Source organism: Pseudonocardia adelaidensis (assembly GCF_039543345.1).
GTDB classification, from domain to species: Bacteria; Actinomycetota; Actinomycetes; order Mycobacteriales; family Pseudonocardiaceae; genus Pseudonocardia; species Pseudonocardia adelaidensis.
Genome location: NZ_BAABJO010000026.1, coordinates 93,956 through 113,713, shown reverse-complemented (window position 1 = coordinate 113,713; position 19,758 = coordinate 93,956). Strand labels below are relative to the sequence as shown.

The window sequence follows — 19,758 nt, the reverse complement described above, 5'->3', positions numbered from 1 at the left end:
CTGACACTAGACCATTACGGCGCCAGCAGCCCCCAGTAGACCGCCCATGGCACGAAAACCGCGCCCGCAGCCAGCAGCGACGCGTTGTGGTATCCGCCCCGACGCCACATCCGCACACCGAGCGCGGCCGCCGCACCGGTCGCGACGACGGCGAGCGCCTGGAGCGCGAGCCACGGCAGCGGCCTGCCGGCGATCATCGGGCCCGGATCGAACGCGCCGCCCCGGCTCGCCAGCACGGATCCCAGGTAGAGAACGCATCCCGGCACGGCGACGAACCCGGCCACCGCGAGCACCCGGGCCGACCACGGCGCCGCCGAACCGGAGCGCCCGCGCACCCGGCGCCAGGCCGCGGTGACGCCGAGCCCGGCGAAGCCGGACAGCATCACGGCGAGGGCACCGGCCTGCACCCAGACCGACTCGTACCAGCCCAGCGGCGGCACCTCGACAGTCGGGCGGGGTTGCTCACCGGTGCCCGTCACGGACGACGGCGGCGTCCGGCCGGCGGCCACGTCGCCGACCCACGAGCCGACGAGATCGACGTAGCCGGGGGCGAACTCGACGCCCCTCTCGTACCCGGTGGTGCTGGCACGCAGGGCGTGTTCCGCCCCGTCGAAGGTGCGCAGCGTGTAGTGGCGGTTGCCGGCCTGGTCGAGGAACTCCTGGTATGCGGTGACGCTCTCGACCGGCGGCGTCGCCCGGTCGAGAGCGCCCCAGATACCGAGCACCGGCAGCGTGAGCTCGCGCAACGGTGGGCCGGGGTCGTAGTGCGCCTCCGGGAACACGCCCGCGCCAGCGATCAGGCGGTAGAGGGTACGCGATCCCGCGTCGACCAGCGACCCGCGGACGCCGGCGTACTCCAGTTCGCTCGCGTCGGCCCAGGTCTGCTGACGCAGGGGCGCGAGGCCGTTCGCGCCCACCACCACGAGGAACGCGGTCTTCGGGTCCCGGGAGGCGGCGAGGGGCGCGACCCAGCCGCCCTCGCTCAGCCCCCAGATCCCGACCTTCGCCGGATCGACCTCGGCCCGGGCCCGCAGCACCGCCGCGGCGGCGATGGCGTCGTCGGCGAGCCGCGAGTAGGAGCGCTGGGTGAACGAGTAGCCCACCGCGCGCTTGTCGTACGTGAGCGTGGCGATGCCGGCCCGCGCGAAGGCCTCCGCCTCGGCGCGGAGATGCTCGCGCCGAGCGGGCCCGGAGCCGTGCACCAGGACCATGCCGGGCAGACCCGGTCGTGCACCGGCCGGCACGTGCAGCGTGGCGGGCAGGACCAGCCCGTCGCCGGTCGAGACGGTGAGTTCGGCCCGGACGATCCCGGAAGGAGCCGGGACGGGCGGTGTCGGTGGCGGCTGATCCGGCAGCACGGCGATCGCGGCGGCAGCGGCGAGAACCAGCAGGCTCATGAGCGTCCCTCCTACAAAGGAAGCTTTGCAGAGAAAGCTTTGCAAAGGAAGGTGCTATCTTCTGACCGGTGGCAGATCAGGCAGAACCCCGAGAGCTCACCGATCCGGGGCCCCTGAAGGCGCTCGCCCACCCGCTCCGGCGCCGGATCCTGCGGCAGCTGGACCGGGGCGGTCCGGCCACCTCGACCACGCTGGCCCGGGCACTCGGGGAGAACACCGGCGCCACCAGCTACCACCTGCGCCGGCTCGCCGAGCACGGCTTCGTGGCAGAGGTGCCGGGCAAGGGGCAGGGCCGCGAGCGCTGGTGGCGGGCCCAGCGCCAGGACATCCGGTTCCCGCCGCGCAGCACGATGAGCGCCGACCTGCGGGCCACGTTCGAGGAGTTCACGCGCCGAGGAGTCGCCGAGGACTTCGAGGCGTTCGCACGGTTCCAACGGCAGCGCGAGAAGCTGGGCGAGTGGGGCGACGGGTTGCTGTTCGCCCGCGGCGGGTTGCACCTCACCCGCGACGAGCTGCTCGCCTTCTGGGCGGACTACATGGAGCTGTTCCGGCGCTACGCCGCCGCCACCGACCCGCCCGCAGACGGCGCCCGCAGCGTTCTCGTGCGCTTCGTCGTATTCCCGGACGTGGACGACGAGCTATAGGTCTGACACCAGTCCATTATGGGCCGATGACCGACAACGCCACATCCACCCGTCCACCCGCCCCGTCCGGAGCGGGGGTGATCGGCCTCGGCGCGATGGGCGGTCCCATCGCCCGCCACCTGGCGACGGCCGGGATCAGCACGGTCGTGACCGATCTCGACGAGACCGCGGTCGCGGCCGCCACGGCCCACGGCGCCACCGCGGCACCGGATCCCGCGGGCGTGGCCGCCGCGGCCGGCGTGGTGATCGTCGTCGTGGCGACCGACGCCCAGCTGCACGACGTCCTCACGGGGGAGCGCGGGGTCTTCGCGACCGCCCGCCCCGGCACGGTCGTGCTGCTGTCCAGCTCCGCCCTGCCCGACACCTGCCGGGAGCTCGCCGCGGCCGCGCCCGCGGGCGTCGACGTGCTCGACGCGGCCCTCACCGGCGGCGTCCGCTCCGCCGAGGCGGGCCGGCTGACGCTGCTGGCGGGCGGCGATCCGGACGCCCTGGACACCGCACGCCCCGTCCTGGCGCCCTGGACGGCCGCGGTGCACCTGCTGGGCGATGTCGGCGCGGGCCAGGTGGGCAAGACGGTCAACAACCTCGTGCACTGGGCGCAGATCTCGGCGGTCGCCCAGGCCCTGGAGCTGGGCAGGCGGCTCGGCGGCGACGTGCAGAAGCTCCGGCTGGCGATGCAGGACAGCCCCACCGACAGCCGGACGCTGCGCGAGATGGACCAGATGCGCTTCACCTGGTTCGAGAAGGACATCGCGAACGCCGAGGAGATGGCCGCGGCCACGGGCGCCGACCTGTCGATGGCGCGCACGGCGCTCGCCTTCATGCGGTCGTTCGACATCGATGCGGCGCTGCGCCTGCTCGCCGGAGAGGATCCGGGGCTTTACAGGGGCGTGTGAGGAGAGTTACCTTCCTGCGCACCAATGGTCAGTCCGTTAGTCCTCCGGCCTGGCCCTCCCGTGCTGCACGGCCGCAAATCCTGGAGACGACGATGTCACGACGATCGGCGCTTGCCAGCCTCGGCGCCGCGGGCCTGCTGCTGCTCTCCGGCTGCGGCGGTGCTCCGACCTCCGGCCCCGCCCCGGGTTCCGACCAGCCCACCGCTGCGGAAGCCGTCTACGCGGAGGTCGACCCGCTCACCGGCGCCGCACGCCACGACCGCCTCGTCGAGCTGGCGGCCCAGGAGGGCAACACGCTCTCGCTCTACACCTCGCTGAACGCCGACATCGCCGACATCGTGGTGCCGCAGTTCGAGCAGGCGACGGGCGTGCACGTGGACGTCTACCGCGCCGACTCCGAGACGGTCCTGCAGCGCACCCTGCAGGAGGCATCGGCGGGCTTCGCGGGCGCCGACGTCGTCGAGACCAACGCCACGCAGATGGCGATCATCGCCACGCAGGGGCTCACCGGCGACTACGAGGGCGAGCAACGGAACAAGATCAACGAGCAGTTCCGGTACGAGGGCTGGACGCCCACGCGCTTCAACATCTTCGCGCCCGCGTGGAACACCAACCTCGTCCGCGCGGACCTGGTGCCCCACCGCTGGGAGGACCTCGCCGACCCGAAGTACGACGGCATCCTGTCCCTGGAGGTCAGCGACTACGACTGGTACATGACCCTGCACACGTACTACGAGCAGCAGGGCATGCCCGCGGCCGACATCGACCGGCTCTTCGCCGACATGGTGCAGGGGTCGAAGGTCGCGAAGGGGCACTCGGGCCAGGTCGAGCTGCTCTCGGCCGGGGAGTTCGGCGTGGTCGCCGCCTCCTACACCTACCTGACGAACAAGGCCCGGGTGAACGGTGCGCCGGTCGACGACCAGCCGTTCGTCGAACCCGTCGTGGCCCGCGCCAACGGCGCCGGGCTGCTGCGCAGCAGCAAGCACCCCGCCACCGCGATGCTGTTCATGGACTGGATGCTGAACGACGGTCAGAAGATCATCCTCGACAACGGCCTCACCCCGGCCGTCATGCCGGACGGCACCGACCCCCTCGCGGGTCACCAGGTCCTGCCGGTGGACGTGCAGCAGCTCATCGAGGAGGGCAACGACTGGTCCGCCCGCTACGACGAGCTCGTCCGGGGCGGCGAGCAGCTCCCGGAGAAGTGATGGCCACGCTCGCAACCCGGGCGCGCCGGCCGGGAGCCCTCGCGCGATGGCGTGAGGTGCTCCTGCGCCCCCGCACCCTCGTGGCGGCCGCGATCACGGTGGTGGTCGGGTACCTCGCCCTGATCCCGCTGGTCTACCTGCTGTGGACGACCTTCTCGGACGCCCAGGGCTTCAGCCTCGGCGGATTCGCGCGGGCCTACGGCGACGCCCGGATCGGGGAGCTGGTCGGCAACTCCCTGTGGTTCGCGGCGGGGGCGGCGGTGCTGTCCCTCGCGGTCGGCACCGCGCTCGCCTACTTCAACGTGCGCACCGACGTGCCGTTCAAGGCGTTGTTCTTCGCCGCGTCGATCATCCCGCTGATCATCCCGGGGATCCTGTACACGATCGCCTGGATCTTCCTGGCCAGCCCCACGATCGGCCTGCTCAACAGCCTGTTGGAGCCCGTGCTCGGGCCCGGCACGTTCGACGTCTTCACGGTCTGGGGGATGATCTGGGTCGAGGGGCTGCACCTGTCCCCCATCGCGTTCCTCTTCATGGTGGCCGCGTTCCGCTCGACCGACCCCTCCCTCGAGGAGTCGTCGCTCATGAGCGGCGCCACCCGCGTGCAGACGTTCCGCCGCGTGACCCTCCCGCTGGTGCGCCCGGCACTGCTGTCGGCCGCCCTGATCATGGGGGTGCGCAGCCTCGAGAGCTTCGAGGTGCCCGCGCTGCTCGGCCTGCAGAACGGCATCTACGTCTTCACCAGCCGCATCTACCAGGTGCTGCGCAGCTTCCCCGTCGACTTCGCCGGGGCAGGGGCGCTCGCCGTCGGGCTGCTCGCCGTGGCGGCGCTGGGCATCTGGCTGTCCAACGTGCTGAGCCGGGGCCACGCAGGCGGCACGATCACCGGCAAGGGCTTCCGCCCCCGCCCGATCGACCTCGGCCGCTGGAAGCCGGTCGTCGGCGGTGGCATCCTGCTGTACTTCTTCGTCACGGTGCTGGCGCCGCTGATGGTGCTGCTCTACACGGCGCTGCTGCCCTACTACCGGCCCCCGTCGGCCGAGGCGTTCGCGTCGATGAACCTCGACAACTTCGTCGCCGTGTTCAACCTCCCCTCGGTCCCCACGGCGCTGAGGAACTCGCTCGTCCTGGGGGGTGGGGCCGCGACGATCGTGATGGCCCTGATGGCGGTGGCCGCGTGGGTCGTGGTCCGGTCCGGCATCCCGGGTCGCCAGCTCCTGGACCACATCGCGTTCTCGCCGCTCGTCATCCCGGGGCTGGTGCTCGGCGTGGGGATCGCGTTCGTCTACCTGCGCAGCCCGTTGCCGATCTACGGCACGCTGCTCATCCTGCTGATCGCCTACTGCACCCGGTACCTGCCCTACGGCATGCGCTACGCGGTCAGCGGGATGCAGACGATCTCCGCCGAGCTGGAGGAGTCGGCGCAGGTCAGCGGGGCCGGGTGGTGGTCGACCTTCCGCCGGGTCCTGCTGCCGCTCATCGCGCCGGCACTGCTCGCCGGCTGGGTCTACATCTTCGTGGTGAGCTTCCGCGAGCTCTCCTCGTCGATCCTGCTCTACACGCCGGGCAACGAGGTGCTCTCGATCTCGATCTGGGAGCTGTACGCCAACGCGCGCTTCGGCGAGCTGTCCGCCCTCGGCGTGATCATGGTGCTCGTCCTCGCCGTGCTGGTGGCGGTCGCCTACAAGGTCGGCGCCCGCGTCGGCCTCAAGTCCTGAACGGAGGCTCCACCGTGTTGACGATCAGCAACCTCGTGAAGAGCTTCGCCGGGGAGGCGAGCAGGCGCCGGGCGACGGCGGGCCGGGTGCTCGCCGTCGACGACGTCAGCCTGGAGGTCGGCGAGGGCGAGATGTTCACGCTGCTCGGGCCGTCCGGGTGCGGCAAGACCACGACGCTGCGGGCCGTGGCCGGCCTGGAACGCCCCGACTCCGGGCGGATCGTGGTCGGCGACCGCGTCCTGTTCGACGGGGAGGGGCTCAACGTGCCGGCCAACCGGCGCGGGCTCGGGATGGTGTTCCAGTCCTACGCGATCTGGCCGCACATGACCGTGTTCGACAACGTCGCCTTCCCGCTGCAGGTGCGCAAGCGGTCGCAGCGGCCGGGCAAGCGGGAGATCCGCGAGCGGGTGGCCAAGGTGCTGGAGACCATGGAGCTCGGCCACCTCGCCGACCGGCAGGCCACCAAGCTCTCCGGCGGCCAGCAGCAGCGCCTCGCCCTGGCCCGGGCGATCATCATCGAGCCGCCGCTGATGCTGCTCGACGAGCCGCTGTCCAACCTGGACGCGAAACTGCGCGAGTCGCTGCGCTACGAGCTCAAGCGCCTCCAGCGCGAGCTGGGCATCACGTCGGTCTACGTCACCCACGACCAGATCGAGGCGCTCGCGCTCTCGACCACCATCGCCGTGATGAAGGAGGGCAACGTCCTGCAGACCGGGCGCCCCCGCGAGGTGTACGAGACCCCGAACTGCCGGTTCGTCGCCGAGTTCATCGGCACGTCCAACTTCCTGCGCGGCCGGGTCGCGGCGCGCGAGGGCGACCGCGTCGACATCGACACCGAGGCCGGGCGCGTGCGGCTCGAGTCGGCGGCCCGGGTCCCGGTCGGTGCGGAGGTGCTCGCCGCGGTCCGCCCGGAGAGCCTCGAGATCAGCACCACCGGCTGGGGCAACCGCGTCAACGAGTGGCCGGGCACGGTCACCAACCGCGCGTTCCTCGGTGACGCGATCGACCACATCGTCCGGGTGGGCCAGGGCAGCCTCCGCGTGCGCGGCAACCCGTCGGTGTCCATCAAGCCCGGCACCGAGATCTTCGTGGCGACGGAGCCGGGCAAGGTCACGCTCGTCCCGGTGGGCTGATGCACTGGGCACGACTGCTGCACAACCGGGACTTCCTGCTCTTCTGGTCGGGTGTCGTCCTCTCGCAGATCGGGACGCGCGCCACGGTGGCGGCCAGCCTGTGGCAGGTCTACGACCTCACCGGCTCGATCGCGGCCACCGGCCTCGTGGGCGGCGCCCAGGCGGTGGCCCTGGTCGTGCTGAGCCCGCTCGGCGGTGTGCTGGCCGACCGGTGGGACCGCCGTCGCCTGCTGCAGGCGAGCCAGGCCGTCGCGATGCTCGTGGCGCTCGCGATGGCCGCCGTCTCGCTGGCCGGGGTCGCGCAGGCCTGGCACGTGATCGGCGGCGTACTGGTCACCACGGCCGCGGCGACGTTCGACCAGCCCTGCCGGCAGGCGCTGGTGCCGGCGCTCGTCCCCCGGGACGTGCTGCCCGCGGCGATCGCGCTGCTGAACCCCTCGCGCGAGGTCGCCGTGCTCGTCGGGCCCGCGATCGGCGGCCTGCTCATCGCCGCGAACGGCCCGGGGCTGGTGTACCTGCTCGACGGGATCTCCTACGCGGCGCTGGTCGCCGTGCTGGCCGCGGTCCGGGTCCCGCCCCTGCGCCGCGCGGACGGGCCGCGCTCGATCCGCGCGGACATGGCCGAGGGCGTCCGGTACGTGCGGCGGCGGCCGATCATCTGGTCGCTGTGCGGCCTGGACCTGCTGATGACCGTCTTCGGCGCCTACCGGGTGCTGCTGCCGGCCTTCGCCGACCGGCTCGACATCGGGCCCGCCGGGTACGGGCTGCTGTCCGCGGCGCCCTCGCTCGGCGCGCTGCTCGCGACGTACGGGATCGTCCGGCTGGTGTCCCGCTCGCGCAGGCTGGGCCGCGCACTGCTGGCGTCCACGATCGCCTACGGTCTCGTCGCGATGTCGTTCGCCCAGGTCTCGCCGCTCGCGGCCGTCCTGCTGTTCGCGCTGCTCCTGGGTGCCTTCGACGCCGCGGCGACCACGATCCGGCACGCCGCGGTGCAGCTGGAGACGCCCGACGAGCTGCGCGGCCGGGTGCAGTCGCTCTACCAGATCACCTCCCGTGGCGGGCCTGCGCTCGGCGACCTCGCGATCGGGGTGGCCGCGGGCCTCGCCGGTCCGGTCGTCGCGCTCACGGCGGGCGCTGCGGTGCCGGTGCTGGCCGCGATCGCGCTGCTCACCCGGCCCAACGTCGTGCGCGACTACGCGGGGATCGCTGCGAAGGGGGCGGCCGCGTGAACCGGCGGCACCAGGTCGTGATCGTGGGCGGGGGGCCGGTCGGCATCGCGCTCGCCCTCGAGCTGGGACTGCGCGGCATCCGGTGCGTCGTCGTGGAGCAGCGCACCGAGCTCTCGATGATCCCCAAGGGGCAGGGCCTGTCCCAGCGCACGATGGAGCACATGTGGCGCTGGGGTGTCGCCGACGAGATCCGCGCCGCCCGCACGATGCCTCCCGGGTACGCGATCGGCCAGGTCACCGCCTACGAGAACCTCATGGGCGAGTTCTGGGCGGCACCGCCCGCGCGCGAGCTCGTGCAGCCCTACTACTTCCAGGCGAACGAGCGCCTCCCCCAGTACCGCACCGAGGAGGTGCTGCGCCGGCGGCTCGCCGGCCTCCCGCACGTCGGGACGCGGATCGGCTGGCGCGCGACGGGCGTGGCCCAGGACGCCGACGGCGTGCGCGTCACGATCGAGCGGGACGGCGCGCGGCAGGAGCTGCGCGGCGACTACGTCGTCGGCTGCGACGGCGGCCGCTCGCTCGTGCGCGAGCAGGCCGACATCCCGCGCAGCGGCACCGACTGGGACGAGCTCGTCGCGCTCGTCGTCTTCCGCTCCCCCGAGCTGCACCGGGCGCTGCACCGGTTCCCCGACCGCTCCACCTACCGCGTGCTGCACCCGGACCTGAACGGCTACTGGATGTTCTTCGGGCGCGTCGACGTGGGCGAGGCGTTCTTCTTCCACGCACCGGTCCCGCGGGACGCCCGGGTGGGCTCGTACGACTTCACGTCGCTGCTGCACCGCGCCGCCGGGTACCCGTTCGCCTGCGAGATCGAGCACGTCGGGTTCTGGGACCTGCGGGTCCAGGTGGCCCACACCTACCGGGCCGGCCGCGCCTTCATCGCCGGGGACGCCGCGCACACCCACCCGCCCTACGGCGGGTTCGGCCTCAACAACGGCCTGGAGGATGCGGTCAACCTGGGCTGGAAGCTCGCCGCCGTGCTGCAGGGGTGGGGCGGTGCGGAGCTGCTGGACTCCTACACCCTCGAACGGCAGCCGGTCTTCCGCGACGTCGGCGAGGACATCATCGGCGGCTGGATCCGCGACGACAGCGAGTTCCTCGCGACGTTCGACCCGAAGGCCGACCGGGCCGCGTTCGAGCAACGCTTCGCCGAGGCCGCGGCCGGCTTCGGGAGGCGGCTGCGCGACTTCGAACCGCACTACGAGGGCTCGCCGGTCGTGTGCGGCCCGCCCGGCGGCGCCGTCAGCGCGCACGGCGAGCACACCTTCCGCGCGCGGCCGGGTCACCACCTCCCGCCGCTGCAGTTCTCGTCCGGGCGCAACGTCTTCGAGGCGCTCGGCGCCGGGTTCACCCTCCTGGCCCTCGACGCCGACCCCGGCGCGTGGGCCGGGCTGCCGGTGGCGGTCGTCCGGGACACGTACGCGGACGGCCGGGAGGCCTACGGCGCCCGCCTGATCCTGGTCCGCCCCGACCAGTACGTGGCCTGGACCGGCGACGCAGCGCCGCCCGACCCGCGGGCCGTGCTGCGGAGGGCCAGCGGTCACACGTGAACCCTGGTGCTCGCACACCAACCGCAGTTCGTGTGCGAGCACCCGAGTTCATGTGTCAGCGGGCCTATCTGGTGCGCAGGTACTCACGGATCCTCTCCGCGTCCAGGACGACGGACGGGTCGTACTCGGGCGCGTCCTCGATCTGCTCCAGGTCGTTCAGGCCCGAGTGCTTGAAGATCCGGTTTATCGCCGAGATCAGGCGGGCCGGGCGGTGCGGGTCGGCGTTGAAGTGCTGGTGGATCGTGTTCGGTGGCACGTAGATGACGTCGCCCGCCTCCCACTCGAACCGCTTCACCTCGTCCTGGGGCTTCCAGTGGTAGGTGTCGGTGATCTCGACGTCGCAGTCCTGGTGCAGGTCGTAGCCGCGGCCCTCGACGACGTAGAGGCACTCCTCGGCGAGGTGCCGGTGCTTACCGGAGCGGCTCCCGGCCGGGATGATCTGCATGTAGGCGTCGACCGTCTCCATGCGGGTGTTGAGGTCCTCGTTGATCAGGTGCTTGAGCAGCCCCTGCCGGGACATCTCCCACGGCATGTCGGCGGGCTTGAGGATCTTGCGGCGGCCCGCGTTGCGCCGGGGGGCGTCAGCGGCGTCCTGCAGGAGGTTGGCGTAGAGCGGCGCGTTCTCGGTGCCTGCCACCCAGGCCGCTGCTTCTCCCCACGCCATCAGTAGCCCTCCGGTGGGTGGTTGAAGTCCGCTTCCTCCTCGCGGACCTCGAACCCAACGCCCTCGGGCGTCGGCGTGGTCTGGCGCGGCTCCACCTGCTTCTGGAAGAGCATGTTCATGAACATGTACATCGGCTTGGTCTTGATGACGAGCGCGCGGGCCGGACGTTCCGGGTCGGCGTTGAAGTGCTGGTGCACGCAGTTGTTGTGCACGATCGCGACGTCGCCGGCCTCCCAGTCGTAGCGCTCGCCGTCGTGGATCTCGTAGCCACGGCCGTCGAGGATGTAGAACGCCGCCTCGTTGACGTGGCCGTGCTTCTGCGACTTCCCGCCGGGGCCGTACTCCTCCAGGTGGAGGTGGAAGGTCTGGGTGATGCCGTCCTTCGGCTCGACGTAGTGCCTGCTGTAGGCCTGCGGCCCGTCGACGAACTTGATCTCGCTCGCCTTCTGGACCCGCGGCATCGACCGCAGCCGCTCGAGCTCCGCGGAGAGGCCGTAGTCGCCCTGGACCGCGCGGACGAACGTGCGGTTCTTGTTGCTGTGGTAGAGCTGGGGCGCGTCGTCGGCGGGCGGCGGCATCCGACCTCCTCTTATTGGACTGACAGTTTTACCTTAATACATGCCAGCCAGCAGCTCGCGGTACTGCGGGGGCGCGGTGACGATCCGCTCCACGAGGGCGTCCAGCTCGGCGCCGCCGAGGAAGGAGAGCTCCCGCTCCTGCTGCTGGGCCGCGGCGAGGAGGTCGGGGTTCGACATGACCGCGGCCATCGCGTCCCGCCAGCAGTTCCTGGCCGCCTCGTCCATCCCGGGCGGCCCGACGAGCGGACGGCCGATCTCGATCAACGCCAGGTGCGCGTCGATCACGGCCCGCTGCTCGTCGGTCATCGGGACGTCGCGGACCCACGGGACATCGGCGCGCAGCCACGCGGGCGGCTGCTCGCCCATGCGCAGGACCGGCGTCTGGGTGCCCTCCTCCACCGCCTGACGACGGCTGCCGGGGTTGCCGGACATGCCGTCGATGGCGCCCTGCAGGATCGCCAGCTCGGTCTCCCCCGACCCGGGGAACCCGGTCACCACCTGGGCGTCGATGTTGAACACCTTGGACAGCAGCGAGGCGGTGACGTAGTCCTCGGCACCCGGTCCGGTGGAACCCCACCGGAAGCCGTGGGCGGCGCGCACGGCGTCGAACGTCTGGTACGGCCCGTTGGCGCTGGTGACGATGAGGGGCGGCTCGCTCACGACGCGCCCGATGTAGGTGAAGTCGGCGAGGGAGAACTGGGCCCCGTCGGCCCCGGCCAGCGACGAGCCACCCGCGCCGACCCCGTTCATGATCGCGATCGTGGTGCCGTCGGTCTTCTCGGTGAGGAGGTTGTTGAGGGCCAGCAGGCCGCCCGCGCCGGGCTGGTTCTGCACGGCGATCGTGGTGCCGGTCCGCTCCTCCAGGTACGGCGCGAGCAGCCGCACGTAGGAGTCGTACCCCCCGCCCGGCTCGTAGGGGACGACGAGCGACACGGTCTCCCCGTCGAGGGAGGAGCAGGCGGGCAGCGCGTCACCCGCGGTCTGGGCACCGCTCGAGCACCCCGCCAGCACGCCTGCCCCGACACCCAGCGCGACCACGGCCGCGAGGCCACGCCGCCGGCACGACCGGTCACCCATCGAGGAACCCCCTGTATCGATCCGAGCCGGGATCAGTCCACGAGCAGGCCCGGCGGCGTGGGAACGCCGAGAGCCAGCTCGAAAGCCACGTAGAGCACCACTGCGATCACAATGGCGTAGATCGCGCTGAAGATCCATGTCCGCCTGCCGGCGAACCGGAGGTACAGCAGCGAGAAGACCGGCGCCGTGACGTACAGGCCTGCGACGGCGAGCAGCGCGAAGAAGCCGGCCACCCAGCCGAGGACGGCCGCCCACCGCCGCGGGCCCGCCGCGCGGAAGACGTACTCGACGTCGTCGGGGTCCGGGTCGTCGGGGTCGGGCTCGCTGCCGCCCGGGTCGGGAGCCGGAGCCGGGCGGCGCAGCCGCAGGAGGGCCTGCACGAGGTGCAGCGCGGCGAGCACGAGGCCGGCACCGGTGACGAGCCGCGGGAAGAGGGCCGCCCGGAACGACCAGTCACCGGCCGCGAGGAAGGCCCCCACGAACAGCGCGAGCAGCAGCACCGTGATGACGACGTCGGCCACGGCCTCGGGCGGGCGGCGGCCCCTCGCCACGGGGGCCTCGGCGGGGGCCTGGGCGGTCATACCGTCTCCTCGCTCGTCGGACGCGGGGTCCGCCGCCGGTCGCGCAGCCTCCGGACCGTCGGGGTCACGATCGCCAGGACCATCACCAGCCCGATCACCATGACGATCGGCCGCGTCAGCCATGTCCACCCGAACAGCGAGTGCGAGAGGAAGAGGTAGCGCTCCGCGAGGGCGCCGAGCACGACCGCGAGCAGGAACGGCACACGCGGCCAGTCGTACCGGATGCAGACGACGCCGACGGCGGCGGCCCCGATCATCACGAGGACGTCGGCGAAGGAGTTGCTCGACGTGTAGGCGCCCAGCGTGAGGAGCAGCAGCAGGAACGGCACGAGGAGCGGGCCGGAGACGAACGTGAGGCGGGTGAGCGGCTTCAGGAGCAGGAACGCGCCGACCACGGCGACGAAGTTGGCCAGCACCGTCACCCAGATCATCGAGAAGGTGACGTCCAGGGAGGTGGTCAGCATCTCCTGGCCGGGGTTCAGGCCCACGATCAGGAACGCGGACAGCAGCACGGCGCTCCCGGCGCCGCCGGGGATGCCGAACCCGATCGTCGGGATCAGCGACCCGCTGTCCTTCGCGTTGTTGACCGCACCGGCCGCGATGACGCCCTCGATCGACCCCTTGCCGAACATCTCCGGGTTCTTGGAGCTCTGCTGCGCCGCGCCATAGGCCATGAACTGGGCGACCGTGCCCCCGAGGCCGGGCACGATGCCGACGCCCGTGCCGATCGCGCTGGAGCGGATCACGAGGGCCCAGTGGCGGAAGACGTCGCGCACACCCTGCCCGACGCCCGCGAGCGAGGCGTCCCTGCTGTCGGCGCCGTCGGTGCGGGCGATGCTGCGCCTGCTGAGCATGATCTGGAGCACCTCGGCGCCCCCGAAGAGGCCGACGACCAGCGGGACGATGCCGATCCCGTCCCAGAGGTAGAGCAGGTCGAACGTGTAGCGCGGCACGCCTTCCTGGGGGTCCAGGCCGACGAGCGCGACGAGCAGGCCGAAGGAGGCCATGACGAAGCCCTTGAGCAGCCTGCGGCCGGACAACGCGACGACGAACGTCAGGCCGAGGACCGTGAGGGCGAAGAACTCGGGCGGCCCGAAGGCCAGCACGACGGGCCGGATGATCGGCAGGGAGAGCGCGAGCACCAACGCGCCGAACACGGCGCCGAGCGCGGACGACAGCAGCACGGCGCCGAGCGCTCTGCCGCCCTCTCCCCGCTTCGTCATCGGGTGCCCGTCGAGCACCGTGGCGGCCGATGTGGCCTCCCCCGGTACGCCGAAGAGCACCGAGGTGATGTCGCCGGTGGTCGAGGTGACGACCCACATGCCGAGCAGGAACGCGAACGCCTCGACCGGCTGCATGTCGAAGGTGAAGGGCAGCATCAGGGCGAGCGTCACGGCGCCGCCGAGCCCGGGCAGGATCCCCACGACGAAGCCGATGAGCACCCCGAGCAGCATCAGCATCAGGGGTACCGGCTGGAACACCTCCATGAGACCGTTGAGGGCGTCGGTCAGCATTCGGCGTCCCCATTTCGCGACGATGCGGCGGTGCCCGGCACGGCTGGTAGTTTGGCACAACCGTAATACCTTTGCTGCGGCCGATCGGAGCACAGTGACTCGGGGCGCTGGGCATGCCCTCGCGTGATCATCCCTCGCGCGACGCCGTCGCGTCGGCCGCCGCAGCAGCGGTGTACTCCGTGTCCCTCGGCGCGGCAAGCGTCGCCCTGCCGCTGCTCGCCCTGCAGGCCGGCTACTCCGCCTTCGAGATCGGAGCGCTGACCGCAGCCTCCGCGGTCTCGCAGATGACCGTCCGGCTGGCACTGGGCTGGGCGATGCGCCGCTGGCCGGACTGGACGCTGATGGCAGGCGCCGTGATCACGCTCGCGGCAGGCTGCGTGCTCGTCACCCTGTCCAGCGCGCTGGTGCCGTTCGTCATCGCCCAGCTGCTGCAGGGCGCGTCCCGGGCCTGCTTCTGGACGGGCAGCCAGACCCACGTCGTGCGGGGCAGCGGCCGGGCGGCGGGCGCGCTGGCCCAGGTGAACCTCGTGGCGTCGGTGGGACAGCTCGCCGGGCCCGCGCTCGCGGGCGTGCTGTCCGAGATCTCACCGGAGCTCGCGCTCGGCGTGGCCGCGGCGATCGCGCTCGCCGGCCTGGTCCCCACCCTCCTGCTCGACCGCCTGCCGCCGTTCACTCCGCCGCCCGACCGCCCGCCCGGGCGGCTGTGGCGCCGCCCGGGGGTCGACGTCGGCTGCTGGGCCGGGATGACGGCAGGCGGCTGGCGCGCCCTGCTCTCCTCATACGTCCCGGTGGCGCTCGACGCGGCCGGCCGGTCCGCCACCTCGGTCGGCGCCCTGATCTCGGTCGCGAACGGTGCCCAGCTGCTCGGCACCGGGCTCTCCGGACGCGTCCGAGCACGGCTCACGGCCCGCGCGCTCGTCGCCGGGATCGTGGCGACCGGCGGCGCCACCGCCCTCACCGGCGTGGTGGCCACCAACACCGCGCTCGCCGCCGTGGTGCTCGCGGTGAGCGGGGCCGCCGCGGGGGCCGTCCAGGTGCTGGGCCCGGCGCTGGCCGCCGAGTCCGTGCACCCCGAGGAGCGCGGCGACGCCATCGCGGCCACCGGCACGTTCCGCGCGGCCGCGCTGTTCGCCGCACCGATGGCCGTCGCCGGGATGGTGGCGCTCGTGCCGCTCACGCCCGCGATCGCCGTGGTCGGCGCGGGGATGACGCTGCCGGCCTTCGCCCTGCGCGGCCGTGGCCCCGCTTCCCCAGACAGGCCCCCTTTGGCATAATGGTAAGTCCATTCTGTGGAAGGGGCCGCCGCATGCCGCAGACGACGTCCACCGGCACGCTCGTCGTGGGCGCGGGCCAGGCCGGCGTGCAGCTCGCGGCGTCGCTGCGCCAGCTCGGGGACCCGAGCCCGATCACGCTCGTCGGCGCCGAACCGCACGCGCCCTACCAGCGGCCGCCGCTCTCCAAGGAGTTCCTCTCCGGCTCCGCGGGCGCGGGGTCCCTCGCCTTCCGCACGCCCGCCTGGTACGCGCAGCAGCGGATCGAGCTCCTCCGGGGCGAGCGGGTGGTGGAGGTCGCGCTCCCCGAGGGCGACCGCCCCGGGCTCGCGCGGACGACGGGCGGGCGGACGCTGCGCTTCGCCCGGCTCGCCCTCACGGTCGGCGCGCGGCCACGGCGCCTCGACGTCCCCGGGGCCGGCCTCGACGGCATCCACTACCTCCGCGGCCTCGACGACGCGGTGCGGCTGCGCGAGCGCCTGGCCGCCGCATCGCGGGTCGTGGTCGTCGGCGGCGGCTTCATCGGGCTCGAGACCGCCGCGGCCGCCCGAACCCAGGGGAAGGAGGTCACCGTCGTCGAGGCGGCGGACCGGCTCGTCGGGCGCGCGGTGGCACCGGTCGTCTCGGACTTCCTCCGCGCCGCCCACGCGCGCCGCGGCACCACGGTGCTGCTCACGACCGAGGTGGTGGGGTTCGGCGGCACGGAACGGGTCGGGTCCGTGCGCCTGGCGGACGGGCGCGACCTCCCGGCCGACCTCGTCCTCGTCGGCGTCGGCGTGGCCCCCCGCACGGAGCTCGCCGAGGAGATCGGCCTCGAGTGCGACGTCGGCGGGGGCATCGTCGTCGACGCCGCCGCCCGCACCAGCCACGAGGCCGTGGTGGCCGCGGGCGACTGCACCGTGCTCCCCCACCCCATGACCGGCGTCGGCCGCGTCCGGCTGGAGTCGGTGCCCGGCGCCGTGGCGCAGGCAGGCATCGCCGCGGCCACGTTGCTGGGCCGGACCGCGGACGCCCGGAGCGTGCCGTGGTTCTGGTCGAACCAGGGCGACCTGCGGCTGCAGATCGCCGGCCTGTCCATCGGCTACGACCACTACGACGTGCGCGGCGAACCCGACAGCGAGCGGTTCGCCGTCCTCTACTACCGCGAGGGCGCGCTCATCGCCGTCGACGCGGTGAACTCCCCCGCCGACTACCTGGTGGTCCGCAAGGCCCTGACGATGGGCACAACCCTGCCCGCCGCAGCGGCGGCCGACCCGACCGTCCCGCTCAAGTCGTTGTTGGCGGGCTGACGCCGCGTCGTGAGTGGACGGGTGCTCCAGCACCCGTGGATCAAGTGTGTGAAGACCGATCTCGGCCCCCTCCTGGCCGCGCCCTACGCGTTCTGCGATGACCCGGTCGTGCCACCCGGATCGCGAACGTCCGCCCCGTGATCGGGCGGATCGTGACCGAGCCGCACCCCTGCGGTGTACGAGGCCGGCTCGCCGGCGCACTCAGCGAGAACCTGGATCCGCCGATGCACGCACCGAACCTCCGACTCGGGACGGGGCCGCCCACCAGGGCGAACAGAGACTAGATGACGAACTCCTCGGTGGCCTCCGGGGCGAACAGCTCCTTCGGCTCGTACCGCCGCCCCGACAGGCCTTGCTCGTGGTGGTAGCGCAGGAACGTGGACAGGGTCGCGGCGTTCGCCTCGAGCCCGTAGGACCAGTAGTCCTCGCCCATCAGCGCCTTCGCCTCCTCGACGGCGGGGATGAGCCACGGCAGCGTGAACCTCAGCGCGGAGGAGTCGTAGAGGTTGTCCATGGCCGCCCGCTTCGCCAGGTGCAGCGCCTTGGTGAGCGACTGCGCGACCCAGGGGTGGCGCTCGTAGACGTCCCGGCGGACCACGACGACGTGCATGATCGGGAAGATCCCGGTGGCCGCGAAGTACTCCTTCTCGGCGGCCACCTGGTCGGCGAACAGGCGCCGCACCGGACCGCCCTGGCGGAACGACGAGGGCACCCGTGGGCTGTAGAGCGCGTCGATCCCGCCGTCGGCGAGCATCGCCGACAGGGTCGTGTCCGCGGGGATCGGCTCGATCCGGACGCGGCCGCCGAGGTCGACGGCGGCCTTCTCGATCCGCCCGGGCGTCTCCTGACCCCCGGTCCGGTACTCGACCGAGTCGACCGGTACGCCGTGCCGGTCGGCCAGGATGCCGCGGATCCACACGCCCGCCGTGAGCTGCCACTCCGGCGTGCCGACGACCTTGCCGCGCAGGTCCTCCGGCCGAGCGATGCCGGACGATGCGTTGACGAAGATGCCGCCGTGCCGGAACTGCCGCGACGGGTAGACCGGCAGCGCGACGAACGGCGACGGGTCGAGGTCGAGGGACTTCACGTAGGACGAGAGCGACAGCTCGGCGACCTCGAACTCGCGGTGGCGCATCATCCGGAAGAACGTCTCCTCGACCGGGAGCCGCAGGTAGGTGAGGTCGATCCCGTCCGGCCGGACCGTGCCCTCGTACAGCGCGCGCGTGCGATCGTAGTCACCGCACGCGAACGCGAGCCGCAGACGTCCCATCAGGTTCTACTTCCCCGCGGCCCGCAGCCGCGCGTCGAGCCGCGGGTACACGCGGCGGGCATTGCCCTCGAAGACCTGGTGGCGCTGTTCCTCGGTGAGGCCCAGCGCGTCGACGTAGGACTTCGTGTCGTCCCACGGGACGCCGGTGTCGGGGTCGGCCCCGCGGACCGCGCCGAGCATCTCGGAGGCGAAGAGGATGTTCTCGATCGGGATCACGCCGGCGAGCAGGTCGATCCCCGGCTGGTGGTACACGCAGGTGTCGAAGAAGACGTTGGCGAGCAGCGTGGCCGGGTCCGGCCGGCCCATCCGGATCGCGAGCCCGCGGTAGCGGCCCCAGTGGTACGGGATGGCGCCGCCGCCGTGCGGGATCACGAACCGCAGCGCCGGGAACCGGGTGAAGAGGTCACCCTCGAGGAACTGCATGAACGCGGTGGTGTCGGCGTTGAGGTAGTGCGCGCCGAGTGCGTGGAAGTTGGGGTTGCACGACGCGGAGACGTGCACCATCGCGGGCACGTCGAGCTCGACCATCGCCTCGTAGAGCGGGAACCAGTACTCGTCGGTGAGCGGCGGCGAGTCCCAGAACCCGCCGGACGGGTCGGGGTTGAGGTTGCACCCGACGAAACCCGCGTCGACGCAGCGCCGCAGCTCGGCGACGGAGTCGTCGAGCGCCCCTCCGGGGGTCTGGGGCAGCTGGCAGACCGGGGCGAAGTGCTCGGGGTACAGGCCGACGACGCGGGCGACGAGGTCGTTGCTCGTGGCCGCCCACACGCGCGCGGTCGCCGGGTCGGACACGTGGTGCGCCATCGACGATGCGCGCGGCGAGAACAGCATCAGGTCGCCGCCGCGTTCGCGCAGGATCCGCAGCTGGTTGCCCTCGACGCTCTCGCGGATCGCGTCGTCGCTGACCTTCGCGGGCTCCGGGGCGGGTGCCGCCGGGTCGGCCAGGGCGGCCAGCTGCGCGTCCCGGAACTCCACCTGGGCCGCGGGGACGGTGGTGTAGTGGCCGTGGATGTCGATGATCATTCGGCGTCCACGTAGGTCAGGCCCTTGGCGGCGAGCGCATCACGCATCGAGTTCACGTCGAGGCTCAGCTCGCCCTTCGCGTAGCGCTCCCGGGCCCTCGCCTCCCGCTCCTCCCGCTCCCGCGACGCGGCGAGCGCGTCGGCGGCCTGCGCCCGGGGCACCACGACCACCCCGTCGTCGTCGGCGACCACGACGTCGCCGGGCTCGACCCACTGCCCCGCGCACACCAGGCCGACGTTGACGCTGCCGAGGGTCTCCTTGACCGTGCCGAACGCCGACACGTGCCGGGACCACACCGGGAAGCCCATCTCGCGCAGCTCGGCCACGTCGCGGCAGCCGGCGTCGATCACCAGCCCGCGGACGCCCCGGTGGGCGAGCGCGGTGGCCAGCAGCTCGCCGAAGTACCCCGCCGACGACGGGGTCGTCGGCGCCACCACCAGCACGTCGCCCTCGGCGCACTGCTCGACGGCCACGTGGATCATCCAGTTGTCGCCGGGCGGGACGCTGACCGTCACCGCCGTGCCGGCCACGCGGGCTCCCGGCCAGATGGGCCGCAGGGCGGGGTCCAGCAGATGGGCCCGGCCCTGCGCCTCGTGGATCGTGGACACGCCGAACTCCGCGAGTCCCTCGACCAGCGCCCGGTCCGTGCGGGGTGGGTTGCGGACCACCAGATTCACCTGTCCTCCTCGCGGGCGCTCGTCGGCCACGTGAATGTG

The 19,758-nt window shown here is 72.5% G+C and carries 18 protein-coding genes; 9 read left to right on the top strand and 9 right to left on the bottom strand.

The features are described from left to right. Nucleotides 1–14: 14 nt before the first annotated feature. Nucleotides 15–1,397, bottom strand: a complete 1,383-nt coding sequence (locus tag ABEA81_RS29400) for an alpha/beta hydrolase family protein (protein WP_345609357.1) — start codon at nt 1,395–1,397, stop codon at nt 15–17. Nucleotides 1,398–1,465: 68 nt separating this feature from the next. On the opposite strand from ABEA81_RS29400, the gene ABEA81_RS29395 reads away from it, so the two are divergent. From ABEA81_RS29395 to ABEA81_RS29365, 7 genes are all read left to right on the top strand, one after another. Then, entirely contained in the window at nt 1,466–2,041 is a 576-nt protein-coding gene (locus tag ABEA81_RS29395; RefSeq protein ID WP_345609355.1) for an ArsR/SmtB family transcription factor, read from the top strand. Nucleotides 2,042–2,067: 26 nt separating this feature from the next. After that, nucleotides 2,068–2,937: an NAD(P)-dependent oxidoreductase gene (locus ABEA81_RS29390; RefSeq protein WP_345609353.1), complete on the top strand. Its 870-nt coding sequence runs from the start codon at nt 2,068–2,070 to the stop codon at nt 2,935–2,937. A gap of 92 nt (nt 2,938–3,029) precedes the next feature. Next, nucleotides 3,030–4,145, top strand: a complete 1,116-nt coding sequence (locus ABEA81_RS29385; protein WP_345609351.1) for an ABC transporter substrate-binding protein — start codon at nt 3,030–3,032, stop codon at nt 4,143–4,145. Beyond that, complete coding sequence (locus ABEA81_RS29380; protein WP_345609349.1) at nt 4,145–5,863, top strand: ABC transporter permease; 1,719 nt, start codon at nt 4,145–4,147, stop codon at nt 5,861–5,863. Before ABEA81_RS29385 ends, ABEA81_RS29380 begins: the two co-directional genes overlap by 1 nt. A 14-nt stretch (nt 5,864–5,877) precedes the next feature. Next, nucleotides 5,878–6,996, top strand: a complete 1,119-nt coding sequence (locus tag ABEA81_RS29375; RefSeq protein WP_345609347.1) for an ABC transporter ATP-binding protein — start codon at nt 5,878–5,880, stop codon at nt 6,994–6,996. Continuing rightward, nucleotides 6,996–8,225, top strand: coding sequence for an MFS transporter (locus ABEA81_RS29370; protein WP_345609345.1), 1,230 nt, complete (start codon nt 6,996–6,998; stop codon nt 8,223–8,225). Before ABEA81_RS29375 ends, ABEA81_RS29370 begins: the two co-directional genes overlap by 1 nt. Further along, entirely contained in the window at nt 8,222–9,775 is a 1,554-nt protein-coding gene (locus tag ABEA81_RS29365) for an FAD-dependent monooxygenase (RefSeq protein WP_345609343.1), read from the top strand. The genes ABEA81_RS29370 and ABEA81_RS29365 overlap by 4 nt, the downstream gene beginning before the upstream one ends. Before the next feature lie 64 nt (nt 9,776–9,839). Here ABEA81_RS29365 and ABEA81_RS29360 read toward each other — a convergent pair whose 3' ends face one another. The 5 genes from ABEA81_RS29360 to ABEA81_RS29340 are packed head-to-tail and all read right to left on the bottom strand — an operon-like array spanning nt 9,840 to nt 14,189. Beyond that, nucleotides 9,840–10,412: a cupin domain-containing protein gene (locus ABEA81_RS29360; RefSeq protein WP_345609341.1), complete on the bottom strand. Its 573-nt coding sequence runs from the start codon at nt 10,410–10,412 to the stop codon at nt 9,840–9,842. A gap of 26 nt (nt 10,413–10,438) precedes the next feature. Continuing rightward, on the bottom strand, nt 10,439–11,017 hold the full coding sequence (locus ABEA81_RS29355; protein WP_345609339.1) for a cupin domain-containing protein: 579 nt from the start codon (nt 11,015–11,017) through the stop codon (nt 10,439–10,441). Between the two features lie 33 nt (nt 11,018–11,050). Then, complete coding sequence (locus tag ABEA81_RS29350; RefSeq protein WP_345609337.1) at nt 11,051–12,094, bottom strand: Bug family tripartite tricarboxylate transporter substrate binding protein; 1,044 nt, start codon at nt 12,092–12,094, stop codon at nt 11,051–11,053. A gap of 32 nt (nt 12,095–12,126) precedes the next feature. Beyond that, complete coding sequence (locus ABEA81_RS29345; protein WP_345609335.1) at nt 12,127–12,675, bottom strand: tripartite tricarboxylate transporter TctB family protein; 549 nt, start codon at nt 12,673–12,675, stop codon at nt 12,127–12,129. Beyond that, nucleotides 12,672–14,189: a tripartite tricarboxylate transporter permease gene (locus ABEA81_RS29340; RefSeq protein WP_345609333.1), complete on the bottom strand. Its 1,518-nt coding sequence runs from the start codon at nt 14,187–14,189 to the stop codon at nt 12,672–12,674. The genes ABEA81_RS29345 and ABEA81_RS29340 overlap by 4 nt, the downstream gene beginning before the upstream one ends. Nucleotides 14,190–14,302: 113 nt before the next feature. On the opposite strand from ABEA81_RS29340, the gene ABEA81_RS29335 reads away from it, so the two are divergent. Continuing rightward, entirely contained in the window at nt 14,303–15,463 is a 1,161-nt protein-coding gene (locus ABEA81_RS29335; protein ID WP_345609331.1) for an MFS transporter, read from the top strand. 32 nt (nt 15,464–15,495) lie between these two features. Further along, nucleotides 15,496–16,749: an NAD(P)/FAD-dependent oxidoreductase gene (locus ABEA81_RS29330; RefSeq protein WP_345609329.1), complete on the top strand. Its 1,254-nt coding sequence runs from the start codon at nt 15,496–15,498 to the stop codon at nt 16,747–16,749. Between the two features lie 280 nt (nt 16,750–17,029). On the opposite strand, the gene ABEA81_RS29325 is transcribed toward ABEA81_RS29330, so the two are convergent. From ABEA81_RS29325 to ABEA81_RS29315, 3 genes are read right to left on the bottom strand one after another with little or no spacing between them, the layout of a single operon-like run. Next, nucleotides 17,030–18,019, bottom strand: coding sequence for an ABC transporter substrate-binding protein (locus tag ABEA81_RS29325; protein ID WP_345609328.1), 990 nt, complete (start codon nt 18,017–18,019; stop codon nt 17,030–17,032). 6 nt (nt 18,020–18,025) lie between these two features. Then, entirely contained in the window at nt 18,026–19,042 is a 1,017-nt protein-coding gene (locus tag ABEA81_RS29320; protein WP_345609326.1) for an amidohydrolase family protein, read from the bottom strand. After that, nucleotides 19,039–19,713 (bottom strand): 4-carboxy-4-hydroxy-2-oxoadipate aldolase/oxaloacetate decarboxylase, encoded by a 675-nt coding sequence (locus tag ABEA81_RS29315; RefSeq protein ID WP_345609391.1) that lies wholly within the window; start codon nt 19,711–19,713, stop codon nt 19,039–19,041. The genes ABEA81_RS29320 and ABEA81_RS29315 overlap by 4 nt, the downstream gene beginning before the upstream one ends. Nucleotides 19,714–19,758: the final 45 nt, after the last annotated feature.